This window comes from Candidatus Bathyanammoxibius amoris (genome assembly GCA_024451685.1).
Classification (GTDB): Bacteria; Planctomycetota; Brocadiia; order Brocadiales; family Bathyanammoxibiaceae; genus Bathyanammoxibius; species Bathyanammoxibius amoris.
This window is the reverse complement of record JAMXCW010000014.1, coordinates 42,849-56,212: the sequence shown is the minus strand read 5'-3', so window position 1 is coordinate 56,212 and position 13,364 is coordinate 42,849. Positions and strand designations below refer to the sequence as shown.

Annotated in this window: 12 protein-coding genes; 6 read left to right on the top strand and 6 right to left on the bottom strand. The window is 50.5% G+C overall.

The annotated features are described in order from the left end of the window. The 5 genes from NOU37_08175 to NOU37_08155 form a co-directional block, all read right to left on the bottom strand. A partial coding sequence (locus tag NOU37_08175; GenBank protein MCQ4575206.1) for a replication protein occupies positions 1-529 on the bottom strand: 529 nt, incomplete at its 3' end. 3 nt (positions 530-532) lie between these two features. After that, on the bottom strand, positions 533-754 hold the full coding sequence (locus NOU37_08170; protein ID MCQ4575205.1) for a helix-turn-helix domain-containing protein: 222 nt from the start codon (positions 752-754) through the stop codon (positions 533-535). Between the two features lie 347 nt (positions 755-1,101). Then, a complete protein-coding gene (locus NOU37_08165; GenBank protein MCQ4575204.1) occupies positions 1,102-3,240 on the bottom strand; it encodes a hypothetical protein in 2,139 nt (712 codons plus the stop codon). A gap of 19 nt (positions 3,241-3,259) precedes the next feature. After that, a complete protein-coding gene (locus NOU37_08160) occupies positions 3,260-3,919 on the bottom strand; it encodes a hypothetical protein (GenBank protein MCQ4575203.1) in 660 nt (219 codons plus the stop codon). 645 nt (positions 3,920-4,564) lie between these two features. Beyond that, positions 4,565-4,900 (bottom strand): NAD-dependent epimerase/dehydratase family protein, encoded by a 336-nt coding sequence (locus tag NOU37_08155; protein MCQ4575202.1) that lies wholly within the window; start codon positions 4,898-4,900, stop codon positions 4,565-4,567. A gap of 460 nt (positions 4,901-5,360) precedes the next feature. On the opposite strand from NOU37_08155, the gene NOU37_08150 reads away from it, so the two are divergent. Further along, the gene (locus NOU37_08150) at positions 5,361-6,662 is read left to right on the top strand and encodes a UDP-glucose/GDP-mannose dehydrogenase family protein (GenBank protein MCQ4575201.1); all 1,302 of its coding nucleotides are present in this window, start codon (positions 5,361-5,363) and stop codon (positions 6,660-6,662) included. 769 nt (positions 6,663-7,431) lie between these two features. Here NOU37_08150 and NOU37_08145 read toward each other — a convergent pair. Continuing rightward, the gene (locus NOU37_08145) at positions 7,432-7,860 is read right to left on the bottom strand and encodes an Ig-like domain-containing protein (GenBank protein MCQ4575200.1); all 429 of its coding nucleotides are present in this window, start codon (positions 7,858-7,860) and stop codon (positions 7,432-7,434) included. A 208-nt stretch (positions 7,861-8,068) separates the two neighbouring features. Here NOU37_08145 and NOU37_08140 point away from each other — a divergent pair, with 208 nt between their 5' ends. From NOU37_08140 to speE, 5 genes are all read left to right on the top strand, one after another. Continuing rightward, positions 8,069-9,472: an Nramp family divalent metal transporter gene (locus tag NOU37_08140; protein ID MCQ4575199.1), complete on the top strand. Its 1,404-nt coding sequence runs from the start codon at positions 8,069-8,071 to the stop codon at positions 9,470-9,472. Positions 9,473-9,673: 201 nt separating this feature from the next. Then, positions 9,674-11,002 carry a glutamate--tRNA ligase gene (gene gltX, locus NOU37_08135; protein MCQ4575198.1) on the top strand — a complete coding sequence of 443 codons (1,329 nt, stop codon included), beginning with the start codon at positions 9,674-9,676 and terminating at the stop codon, positions 11,000-11,002. 21 nt (positions 11,003-11,023) lie between these two features. Then, positions 11,024-11,923: a PfkB family carbohydrate kinase gene (locus NOU37_08130; GenBank protein MCQ4575197.1), complete on the top strand. Its 900-nt coding sequence runs from the start codon at positions 11,024-11,026 to the stop codon at positions 11,921-11,923. Between the two features lie 58 nt (positions 11,924-11,981). After that, entirely contained in the window at positions 11,982-12,362 is a 381-nt protein-coding gene (gene speD, locus NOU37_08125) for an adenosylmethionine decarboxylase (GenBank protein MCQ4575196.1), read from the top strand. A 2-nt stretch (positions 12,363-12,364) separates the two neighbouring features. Further along, on the top strand, positions 12,365-13,318 hold the full coding sequence (gene speE, locus NOU37_08120; GenBank protein MCQ4575195.1) for a polyamine aminopropyltransferase: 954 nt from the start codon (positions 12,365-12,367) through the stop codon (positions 13,316-13,318). The last annotated feature ends 46 nt before the right edge of the window (positions 13,319-13,364 follow it).

Genomic DNA, 13,364 nt, shown 5'->3' with positions numbered 1-13,364 from the left:
GATAGTGGGTGTCTAACTTTTTGTTTAGGTAGTCAATTATCTCGAGGGACACGCTGTCTGGCTTGCCGGACAATATGTCTTTTGATACAGTGTCTTTTGATATATTGTCTATTGAGGGTGTCTTTGGAGATGACAGGTCCGTCATCTTCTTAGATGACACCCCATCATCTTTACCGATGACAGTCATCTTTGCAGACGACACTCGCCATTTTGTGTAGTCCTTTTCTAACCCATAGCTTATGTGGTTCTTGTCATCTTTAGTGATGACAATGAGCCCCTTCTCTCGTAATTGTTTTAAGGCCCGATGCACTAACCGCCTGTCTAGTCCAGCGCCTTTCGAGAACTGCGAGAGTGGAATCCGGTCAGTTTTTTTGCTCCATCCAAAAGTCTTCCGCAAGACATACCACAACACCCGCGATTCGTATGGGTATAAATTCACGAAACAAAATGCTTCGGCCAACTCATTCGCAACCCGCAAAAATCCGTTCTCCGTCTGCGGGTTCGCGCCCGGTTCTTTTTTCTTCACCATCCACTAACGCCCCTCCCCGTGCCGCGTCCCGTTTGTGTCTTCCAGCGCCTTCTTTACACGGTAAACATCTTTGGCACTGAAGACCCGCCTGTTTGCGAGTTGCTGGACGTCCGGACAGTGGCCACGCACAAGTAGATAACGAATACGATAAGGGTCTGTATGTAGCATTTTAGCAACCTCACCGATGGTTAAAATCGGCTCTTGGGCCGCGGTTGTGTCTTCCATCGAGTATCTCCGTAATAAAACGATATAGAAGTAAAACCTTATAAACAAACGTTTGCGCAGAAAAACACACCCCTCCCACATACAGGGGTAGTCTGAAATGGCTGATATTTACCGTAACAACTATGTTGGCTAAATGTTACGGGGGTAAACACGGCCAAAGTAAAAAGCGGGTGTCTGGGGGTTTTTCAAAAAAACTTCTCTGATGGGAAGGAAGAAAAAACCTCCTCCCCTACTAAGGGGTAGTCTGAAAACTCTGATATTTATTATAAGCTGGGGAAGTATAACGGGTTGGTGTGACAGGAGGACAATCACCAAAAGGGCTTATCTAGAGAATTTTTTTAAAGTTCTCAACGCCCCTTGTTCGTTTCGTCGTAAACCGTCGTATAAAACCACCTGATATTTTCCCGTTCCCACACCCACGCCTTATATTTTCTCCAGTGTGTCGCTGAACAGGTGGGGCGATACCCACCTCTCACTGGCTTGCCGCACATAACACAATCTTTCCGGCTGGGAAGCTTCCTAAATTTCCCTTCGGACGCCTTAGCTACTCGGGGTTCTTCAAAAAGGTCGTCGGTCTTAAAGACGCCAAACACACAAAGCTTACATACAAATAACGTTTTAGGCTCTAGCCGTACAAACGTTTCTGACACGAGAGATACGCACATTTCGCAGACCTCTCGCAACCCTCGCTTCGGCGGTGTGTGTTTCTCCTCCGGCTCTGCCAGGATAAGATAAGCCCGGAGCGTTTGCCAGGCTATGTCATGGTTAAGTAGCCGCTCTGGCTTCTCTTGTTGTGGGAAGACAGGAGACAATAACCCGTCACAAGTATAAATTGTATTATAACCACAACGCCCTGCACCTTTGCCCCCACACCCAGAACATTTATATTCAGAACAACGCGAACAAACTAATTCGTCTTCTCGTGCTTCGCGCGTTATGCAGATGCCACAATACCTCTTGCCTGTATTACGAGGCGTTTTACGTTCCCCCTTAATACGCCGCCACCAAAGGTATACTTTCTGCTCTGCAATCTTGGGGTCAATGCTGTCAACCTTAAGAAACTTCAACGCTGCCTTCTTGCTTGAAAATTCAGGCTTACCAAAAAAGAATTGATACAACCTTTCGTCCCGCCCCTTTAAACCTTCTTTATCGTAAAACCCATAACGCCCTACATACAATATGGACAGTGGATCTCTATGTCTGTCACTGGAAGATAGTCTCCCCCATTTAAGGTATCGTTCCCCCGCCTTGTCGGTGCCCTCTTTACCTACCGAGAGTTTCTTCCATAGTCCGTGATGCACCCCGCAAAACTTTTTCCCAAACCTATACCACCCTTTGTCTTTAACCCAAGCATTCTTAGGGTAATAGTATTCCATTCTCTTTTCATGTATCCGGCAAGTTGTCCTCCTTACCGTACTACGCAAAGGCTTGCCCACACCGATACATCCGGGGGAGGCTGCATATATCTCACAACCGCCAATTTCTTCACAGTTGTCGCATGGCAAACAAGGTGGCTCTTCGAGGATGTCTTTAAGTTCGGCCTTGGATATGTCGCGGCGCTCAACCTCCTTAATGCCGCGCCAAAGGTCTTCACGCACACGGTTGAGCCTGTTTTTTTGGGGTATGTCGGGGTAGATTTTCTGGGCTATCTCTTCGGGGAATAAGCCCCGTTTTTTCCATAAAACGTACACATCCAAGGTGCGCATCATTACCTCAATGTTTACGTTCTCTACCTGAAACACGGGGAACAAACTACCCAATGGCATCTTAAAATCGGGGGGGGTGGGGTACACACCGTATTTGAGCATGAAGTCGCGGCTTTCCGGTGTGTTTTTAAGAGCGTCTGTTATAAGTTCTTCTGTGCCGTCCCACTTGTAGCCCTTAAGCTTCCCCTGTTCTAATTCATGTATTGCAAGGTCAATCCGTCTCCCCAAATCTTTAAATAGTCTTTCGTTTTCTTCAAGAATGTGGTGGTGTCTCTTGTTGAGGCGTGACAAGGTTTGAATGTATGCACCCCCAAAAGTTCGGAGGTGCCACAGTCTCAGAACGTTTTCGTTGGTATACACGGACCGAAGAAACCTGTACTGTTCACTGGACGGGGATTTAGTGTTGTACTGGTATGTATGAACAAGCAGGTAATAGTCTTCAAATAGGGCCGGGCTTTGCCTTGCGTATTCCCATGACAGTATGGCCTTGAGCATGGAAACAAGAAACCTGTCCAGGGATTCTGTTTTGTGTGGCTTTATAGACGGGGGTTTGCCTTTGGTGGTGTTAAGCCCCCCGTGTCGGTCAAGGGCTTGTGCCATTTCGGACGGGGGCACGTCGATGTAGTTATTGACAAGCCGTGTTGCTGTGAACGGGGCGAGGCCGGGTAATCCTAGGTGTGGGTCTTTCGCGACTGCCACAAAAAACTCTAAGATATGGCCAACCAGCCTTTCTATTAGTTCTTCTGTACTCTGTTTTTTCTTTCGCTTCTTACTTCCCAACTCCTACCACCCACCGTTCTTAATGTAGCTTTGCCAGGACTCCGCTTAATCTCTGTTCTAGTTCGGAATGTTTTCTTTCTAATGTCCTACGGGCTTTCTCTACGGCTTCTCTAGTTAAATCCTGTTGTTGCACCTCGTCTAAAATCGTCTTTAGAGTGTTCTTGCGTATAAAATTATTGTTCATCTCCCGCATAACAGTATCGTATTCCAGTAATACAACCCTTTTCCCGATTTGTGCCGGAGTTTCGTTGTAGGTCTTTGAAATAAAATGATAATCTTCCGCCTCGGTCCGATCTGGAGACTGGCGGCTGTCAAAGCCCGCGATGCGCCCCAACGCCTCCCAACGCAGCCCTTGCCACTTTCTTAAGCGTTTATACGTCTCTGTGTCTTGTAAACTGTGTTCCTCAAGGAAGAGTAGAAGCCTGCCTAAGTGCTCTTTTATTAAGTACTTCTCGATTTCAACAAGCCCCTTATCCTCTTTCCGCATCCGGCAGATCGTTTCAATACGCTCAACGATGTGAGGCTGGTATACTGCACGAGGTGGTTTCCCGCGCCCTTTACCCACCCTTGTAGCAGGCGGGAGGAGTTTTCTGCGTGCCCACTGGCTGAGCATCGCCTCTGTAAGCCGGTAACCCTTCGCCTCCATCTTGGCAATTAGCTTCTTGGTAGTTGTGTCCATTAGACTTATGAGATATATTCGTACGAATACAATACTAGCAAAAAATAAAGCCAAGTCACATTTGGCTAAACAAACAGAGTTCCAATCGCGCAAACGTTTGTCACATTTTCATGATTATGCAAACGGACACCACCCAAACATTTAACGAAGTTTACCACAAAAAACCCAGATGTCAAACCACATTTTGTATATTTAGTTATCCTTCAGACAATTAAGGGGTTAAGGTTATCTTTCCTGTTGGCACTTGACCGTAGAGATATTTGACACCTTATTCGAGGCAAAAGTGCTTGTAGCAGCCCGGTATTTGCTCAAGACTGTCCTCTATACTTACGACAAAAAATTGTGCCCAAATTGTTACCACAATACCGTCAAAACCATTCAAAAGCTGAAGAAATACAGACTGCTTAATTCAACCCTAAAACCCTTACACTTAACGGAATACACTGTATACCCCACACTTACGTATACCCTTCGGTTAGCATTACGAATGCCGTGCTCTGCCGTTGAGCCACGTGGGCATTGAGGAAACGTATATTATTTTATGACGCTTAACATACTTTCACACCGCCGTGTCTTCAGGCGGACGGTGCGCGGTTTGAAACGTTAGAATTTTACAGGGACCGCCAAAGATTTTGCCAGTATAATTTAAATCATCATAGAGGGCAAGCGGGATGTGTTTTGCCTTGAAAAGAAATTGGACCTGATAAAGCGGCGAACATCCCGGTAATATTGCTTTCCAAGTCGACCCTGGGCCGCCACGTGTATGACGTAATCTATGTCGCTGACAGCCGTTTTTACGGAAGCCGCGTCCTTGATATCTGCTTCGATAAGCTCGAACTTGTGGTTAAAAGGCTCAAGATTCCCTCTATTCCCCGTGGAAAAACTGTCAACAACCCTTACATCCTCTCCTTTCTGCAAGAGTGTCTCAACTATATGTGAGCCGACAACCCCGGCACCGCCCGTAACCAAGTAACTTGCCACAGAGATGTCCCCCAGAAACTTACCTGCCGGCAGAAAAGTATAAGTCTATACAAAATAGACCCTTATGCGCACAGCGGCGCCTTTGGAGGGACTTCCGGCACATTGTAGTAATACGGAAAACTAGAGTCAAGGTAAAAGAGGAAAGAACAGCGGATGTATCCATGATAACGTCTATTTTTATAATCTCAAGGCCGGAAAATACAACGACATTCATGCACTTTTAATCCAGCCGGTCCAGCCGTTTTTTACAGGCACTAAATTTCCGTTTGATTTTTAAAATCCCTTCTGTTATTTCTTTCTAAGGGAGTGCGTGTGTTATTCCCAAAAAGCCTGGTGAGGGAAGGGCGGCGGGGCATATCGTTTCATTCCCGTTAGCGGTTATGTGGGGCCGGACTGGAACTTGAGTCGAAGGCCCTGATTCGTATACCTAATAATCCTGTAAGGTGTTGAGACCCGGAAAATGAACATTTCCTGCATAGGTTGTGGATACGTTGGACTTGTAGTTGGGACATGCCTGGCCGACCTTGGCAACGAGGTTATATGTCTTGATATAGACGGCAAGAAGATAAACAAGCTGAGAAGGGGCGTAATACCTATATATGAACCCGGCCTGCATGACATGCTCCATAGAAACGTAAAGGAAAAGAGATTGTCCTTCAGTACGGACATGAGAAGGGCGGTAAGGGCCTCGCAGGTTATCTTTATAGCTGTGGGGACACCTCCCGGGCAGAACCACGAGGCAGACCTCACTTCTGTTAAGAAGGTCGCGCGTGAGATTGGCAGGCACATGAACGACTACAAGGTCATAGTGACCAAGAGCACCGTACCTGTTGGTACTGCTACCGAAGTAATTAAGACCATAAAGAAAAACCAGGACCAGCCAATAGAATTTGACGTGGTGTCAAATCCGGAATTCCTCAGGGAGGGAGAGGCCGTCCAGGATTTTACGAACCCTGACAGGATAATAGTTGGTGTAGACAACCCTCGGCCGCGGAAAATCATGGAGTCCATATACAGGGGCATTGCCCGGACACACAAGCCCGTTCTGTTTACTAGTGTGCGAACGGCAGAGATGATAAAATATGCCTGCAATGCCATGTTGGCCACCAGGATATCCTTCATGAACGAGCTGGCGGCGTTGTGCGAGAAGGTAGGGGCGGACGTAAAGGCGGTAGCCGTGGGGATGGGGTTGGATGAGAGGATTGGCCCCAGGTTTCTCCAGGCGGGTGCCGGCTATGGCGGGTCGTGTTTTCCTAAAGACGTGAAGGCTCTGGCCCAGATCATGAAACAACATAGGCTCCGCTCCAGTATTATTGACGCTGTAGACGACGTAAACGTTAGGCAGAGGAAGGTGATAGTTAGGAAGCTGAAGAAATTGCTGCCCGTCGTCAAAGGGAAGAACATTGCGATATGGGGGCTCGCGTTTAAACCGAAGACCGACGACGTGAGAGAGGCCCCCGCCATAACCGTGATACAGGAACTCCAGGGACTGGGCGCAAAGATACGGGCCTTCGACCCCGAGGCCGAACACCAGGCAAAAAAGGTTTTAAAGGGCGTAAAGTATTTCAGTGACCCCTACAGGGTGCTGACGGGCTGTCATGCCCTGATCATCATGACGGAGTGGAACGAGTTCCGGGAGTTGGATAAGGAAAAGATAAAGAGGCTCTTGAAGATGCCCAACGTAGTTGACGCGCGGAATGTCTACGACCCCGATGAGATGCGGCAGAAGGGCTTCAATTACCAGGGTGTCGGAAGGGGTTAGTTCGCGTACCGCAGCTCCAGTCCAAAAAGTATGTACTACAGTTCACCAAAGCAAGGGATAAATTATTGACCCCCAGAGTAAGAGATATCCCTCTTTTCGTATATACTATTTTCGGCATTTAAGAAATCCTTGTATCCAACCTAACCGGCGGAGTGTTTTACCAAAAAGCAGTTTTAACGTCAACTTTTTGTAACAATATTTGTTAGGGATCAATCGGCATAATGTCACCGAAAAGACACGTATTAGTGTCCGCAGCCCTTGGAGGAGCGCTATTTTACGCTACCCACTCCGCGTCTTCGGGTATCGCCTGTTTTCTTGCCGGTACGGCAATCGATGTTGACCATTTGTACGATTATTTCAGGCACAAAGGCTTTAGGCTCAGCGTGGAAGACTTTCTCTTGGGACGTTACTTTACCGAGACAGGGCGGCATTTCATCTGGTTGCACAGTTATGAACTGGTACTGCTGTTGTTGGCCTCGTGGTTTTTTTTCCAGCTCTCGCAGTTATGGATAGGTATTAGCGTGGGACTTTTAAGCCATCTCTTATGCGATCAATTTACCAATTCTGTCCATCCTTTGTCCTATTTTCTTTGCTACCGTGTATCGAACGATTTTAAGATCTCTAACCACCCAGCCCAGGGTTAGATTGAAAGTTCGGTAAGTTCCCGTTATGCTGTCTTTCCAGCCCGTGGTTTGTTTGCAGGACCTTGCCGCACCACGCTTATGGTGCGAACCCACGCCCCTTTTTTGGACGGGAAGCGGGTTTTGTATTAATCGGGTCCGGGGGGTTCGAACGGGCTGTTGCCCTGGGTCCAGATATAGACACTCTTAGAGACCGGGCCGCAACTGAATTTGATGTTGCCGTTATCGGGAAAACCTGTCCCCACGGCAACGAACACGGCCTGACCTTTTTCGTTTGTTACGGGATTGGTGATCAGCGTGTCGAAGTAGGCCACCGACTTGGCACCGGAGTCCATCGTGGCAGTCACGGTAAGGCCAGGCAGCGGGTTCCGGTTTTCATCCAGTATCGATACATAGATGTGGCCGGTTGAACCGCTGACCAGGGTCGTTTCCCAGGGTGTCACCTTTATGATAGCAGGCCCGGTGTAATTCGGGGGGAACGTCTGGGCCGGTTGTTCGAGAGTGCTGCATGAGCACACGAATAGTACCGTCAGGATTATTAAGAGCGTTTGTTTCATAAGAGTGGCGCCTTTGTATAGTTAGTCCGATTTCTCAGACGAATTTCAGAGAAATAAAGCCGCAGTCTGCCGCGAAATTATATACTCTATCGTTTGCGATTTCCATGCGCATCTGGTAGATTTCGCCTAATGCACGCTATTCCCATCGGTTAGAATAACACCGTCCCATGGTATAGATGATGACTCAGCGGCAGGATGGAGTCTCTAGATGAAGACAGGACATAATCTGGCCCCCCTGACACCCGCGGACCTGCCGGCCAAGAGTATGGGCGTTGCGCAGATGATAGGTCCGGGGGCCGTTCTTGTCGGACTGTCCATCGGCAGTGGGGAGCTTATACTGTGGCCCACGATAGTGGCCGAGTACGGTCCTACGATGGCCTGGGCCCCTCTGGTGGGGGTGTTTCTACAGTACTGGGTGAATCAGGAGCTGGGCCGCTACGTCCTTGCCACGGGGGAGAGTGTGTACACGGGTTTTGCCCGCCTCTCCGGCTACTTTGTATATTTCTTTCTTTTTATAAGTACGGCACAGCATCTGGCCCCGGCCTGGGCCGTTGCGTCGGGCGGGGTGTTAAAGGCCCTTGTTGTCGGCGTGGACGGGCCGGGCGAGACCTATGTCTGGGTCTGGGTTACATTCCTGGGTATTGCGGCCACCCTGTTTCTGGCCAAATATATCTACAGCGTGATAGAGGCCATCATGCTGGTCATGTGCGTTGTTATCGTGGCCGGGCTTATGGCCACTGTGGCGGTATGCGGTGACACGAACACATGGAAGGACGTGGGGCGGGGCGTGCTCAATTTCGGGTTCATTGACCCGCATATTAACAGGTTCCAGTTCTTTGCCGCTCTCGTCTTTGCCGGTGTGGGCGGGACGGGCAATATCTTTCTTAACTATTACCTGCGCGACAAGAGCATGGGTATGGGCGCCAGGATGGGCAGGATAATAAACCCCTTCAGGGGTGAGGCAGAATCGGTACCGTCCACCGGATTTATATTTAAGCCCACCGTAGAGAACCTGGAACGGTGGCGGGAGTGGTTTCGCGACTTCAGGCTGGAGCAGGCAGTCCTCTTCTGGTTTGTCACCTCGTTTACCATTATGCTGTTCTTCGTAGCGGCAGCCGCAACGCTGTACCCCGCGGGCCTGGTGCCGGAGGGCTTCGAGGTGGCGGTCACTCAGTCGAAGATGCTTGAGGTCATTGCGGGGCGCACGGGGTATTATATATTCCTGCTGGTCTCCTTTGTCGTCCTCTTCAGTACGCAGGTGGCCATAGTCGACGGCATGGCGAGGACCATCTCCGACATAATCTACGTGAACTTTCCCCGCGCGCAGAACAGGTCGCTTTCCTTCTGGTATATGTTCTTTGCCGGGGCGTGGATAGTGGTGGGCTGTCTCCTTGCGGTAACGCAGATATCGCCGCTCGTGCTCCTGATAATAAACGCCTGTTTCGGCGGCCTGGCCATGGCCGTTTACTGTCCGCTGACGCTGGTAATCAACTACCGCTTCCTCCCCGAGGGTGTCAGACCGGACGCCGTCTCCACCGTCTTTCTTGTGGTTGCGTCACTGGTGTACATATTCTTTACGGTCTACGCCCTGAGTACAATTGTCGGCGGTTAGTTTATTGTCAAATGCCACCTGTTCTCGTCGAACGTATGACAAACAAACCATCAAAGTCCTTGACACGTGAAAATCAATTCTGTAGCATTACCCGTTAAATTGATTAAGCTTAGGACAACCCCTTAAAGATGTTCCTTAGCTCCTTCTTAGCCTATAATTAGAGACCCAAACTTCCCGGACGGATTAAACACTTTAACCGGCATGACGGAAAAAAAGGTACACGTAAGATTTTCACCCAGCCCCACCGGGCACCTGCACATCGGAGGCGCGAGGACGGCGCTGTACAACTGGCTCTTTGCCAGGCACGAGGGCGGCACGTTCAGTTTGCGTATAGAGGATACCGACCGGACGCGCTCGGAAGACCGGTTCGTAGAAGACATTAAAGAAGGTCTCAAGTGGCTGGGGCTGGACTGGGATTCCGGCCCGCTGTACCAGAGCCGCCGGCTCGCGGTATACGAGGAATACACGGAGAGGCTCGTTCAGGAGGGTAAGGCGTACTGGAGTGACGAAGAAAAGGGACGTGCAGTACGCTTCAAGATGCCCGGCGAAGAGATAGAGTTCAATGACGTCATACGGGGCCCCATAAAATTTGACTGCACTCTGATAGAGGACTTTGTCATACGCAAGGCCGACGGATTCCCCACGTACAACTTTGCCTGCATCATAGATGATCTGGAGATGGGTATCACACACGTCGTCCGTGGTGACGACCACATAACCAATACACCGAAGCAGATAGCTATCTGCATGGCCCTCGGGGCGGAGCTACCGCGCTTCGCCCATCTGCCGATGATTCTCGGCGAGGACGGCGCGCGCCTCAGCAAGCGCCACGGCGCAACGTCCGTGAAGGAGTACAGAGAACTCGGATACCTTCCCGAGGCCCTGACGAATTTTATAGCGCTCCTCGGGTGGGCGCCGGGCGACGACAGGGAGATGGTATCACGGGCTGAGATGATAGAGTCTTTTACGCTTGAGCGTGTGGGAAAGACGAGCGCCAGGTTTAACAACACGAAACTTGACTGGATGAACAGTCTGTATATAAGGCAGTTACCTGTAGACGACCTGCTCCGGAGGCTGACGCCGTTTTTGCAGAAGGCCGGTGTAGAGCCGGATAAGCTGCCGGAGGGCTGGCTGCAGAAGGCGGTGGAGTTGCACATAGAACGGTTCAAGACCCTGGCCGACTTTTATGTCCAGACGTCTTTTTTGTTCACTGAGGAGGTTGACTACGACACGGCGGCGGTGGAGAAACACCTTAAGAAGGACATCGTGCCGGAGTTGCTTCAGGAGACCCATTCTGTACTCTCGGAGGTGGCGGTTTTTGACACGGAGTCACTGGAGAAGTGTCTTCGCGGCCTGGTAGAGAGACGCGGCATAGGCTTCGGAAAGCTGGCGCAACCCCTGAGGGTTGCTGTGACGGGAAAGACGGTGAGCGCGGGGCTCTTTGAGACCCTGGAACTCCTGGGCCGTGAAAAAACCCTCCAAAGGATATCCCGATGCCTTAACACGTTTTGTAAGGCTGGAAGCGTTTAAAGTAGCAAGGGGAAATAAACAATGCCTTTGTTAGTGGTCGGTTCGGTAGGTATAGATACGGTGGAAACGCCTCACGGCAGGGCGGAGGAGGTGCTGGGCGGCTCCGCGGTATATTTTTCGTGGGCGGCCACTTTCTTTACGCCCGTGAGGCTGGTCAGCGTGGTTGGGAGTGATTTCCCTCAGGATTACCGTGATGCCTTGGCCACAAAGAATATCGACATGACCGGGCTCAAGGTAATGGAGGGGAAGACCTTTCGCTGGTCGGGCCAGTATAAAGATACGATGCACGTCGCCGAGACACTATCCCTAGACCTTAACGTATTTGGTCAGTACGTCCCAGAGGTTCCGGAACCTTTCAGAGACAGCCGCTTTGTGTTTCTTGCGAACGGTCTTCCGTCGCTGCAGATGCAGGTACTCGACCAGATGCACGGGCCTGCCTTTGTCGCCGCGGACACCATGAACCATTGGATAGCCGAGAGTAAGCCGGAACTCCTGGAGGTGCTCAAGCGCATAGACGCCCTTATACTGAACGATGCAGAGGCCAGACAACTTACGGGAGAGCACAACCTGATAAAGGCCGCCAGGGCGCTGCGGAAGCTCGGGCTGAGCTACGTGATAATAAAAAAGGGTGAACACGGCTCACTGCTGGTCACTGAGGAGGGTTTCTGTCTCGTGCCCGGTTATCCCACGGAGCACGTTAAAGACCCTACCGGAGCGGGAGACAGCTTTGCGGGCGGGACGATGGGGTACCTGGCGAAAATGGGTGACGTGAACGTGGAAAACCTGAGACAGGCTATCGTTTACGGGACTATACTGGCGTCTTTTAACGTGGAAGGTTTCAGCATCGAGCGTCTTCAGCAGATAAACCTTGCCGACGTGGAATCACGGCGGAGACAATTTGCATCGATGGTCAGATTTTAGTATAGTTATCAATCGTGTTATCTTTCCAGTCCATTTACCGTAGAAAGGGGGTTGAGAATTGGAAGCATTCGGTCGCCATCTTATACTTGAGATGTGGGATTGCGACAGAGAAATCCTGAACGACGAACAAACGATAGAGGGAATAGTCAGAAACGCGGCCCTGGCGGCCAAGGCCACCGTGATGGGTACCGTGTGTCACCGGTTCAACCCCTCCGGCGTTACGTGCCTGGCCATACTGGCGGAATCACATCTCTCTGTGCACACGTGGCCTGTAGAAGGCTATGTTGCCGCTGACATCTTCACCTGTGGACATACCGCAGACCCACGGAAAGCGGCGGAATACCTGAAAAAGGCGTTCAAGCCGAAGGGTTCCAAGATCGTATTGCTGGCTAGAGGCGACCCCTCACTCGCTAAGGCCGCACAACACCAGACGGTATAAGCATGACGGAGTTCTCGTCAAAGAAAGAATTGCCGAACAAGTGGTTGTACGACTATTTTAACCCCTTTGAGGTCCACAAACACGCAATCGAAGGGACTCTCTACCACGGTCACACGGGCATACAGGAGATTGTGATAGCAGAGAGCTTGAATTTCGGCAGGTGTCTTGTCTTGGATAACGAATTCCAGTCCGCGGAGTTCGATGAGTTTATATACCACGAGGCGCTTGTGCATCCGGCCATGATCCTGCACCCGGGGCCGGAGAGGGTGGCCCTGATAGGCGGTGGAGAGGGGGCCGCACTTAGAGAGGTCTTGCGTCATAAGTCCGTCGGGAAGGCGGTAATGATAGATATAGACCGGAAGGTTGTTGACTGCGCCCGCGAGTTTCTGCCCACCTTCCACAAAGGAGCCTTTACTGACCCGCGCACGGAACTCCGCTTCGAGGACGGCAGGAAATTTATAGAAGACTCAAAAGACCTCTTTGACGTAATAATAATAGACCTTACCTGCCCGCTGGAAGGCGGGCCCTCGTATATGCTGTTTACCCGGGAGTTTTACTCTATAGTAAAAGACAAGCTTGCGCCGCAGGGTATCCTGGCGGTACAGGCGGACAACACCTCTCCTGTTGCAAGCTACACGTACACGGCAATAGCACGAACACTTCAGGAAATCTTTCCCGGGGTATTTCCTTATGCCGCATACGTCCCTTCGTACGCCATGCTCTGGGGCTTCTGCCTGGGAACCAGCGGGCCTGACCCGGTCGTGCTTACAAAGGAAGAAGTTGACCGAAGGATTTTGGAGCGGGTAGAGGGCGAACTGGAATTTTATGACGGTGTAACACACCAGGCCGTCTTCAGCCTGCCAAAGTATCTGAGAAAGGCCCTTGAACGGCAGACTGACGTGAACCGGGACAGTAAACCGATAAAGGAAAAATACCCCGGAGTCGGGATGGAATAATTGTTTTGGGCCTCCACAATGAACTACTTCGAAGTTCCTAATTATT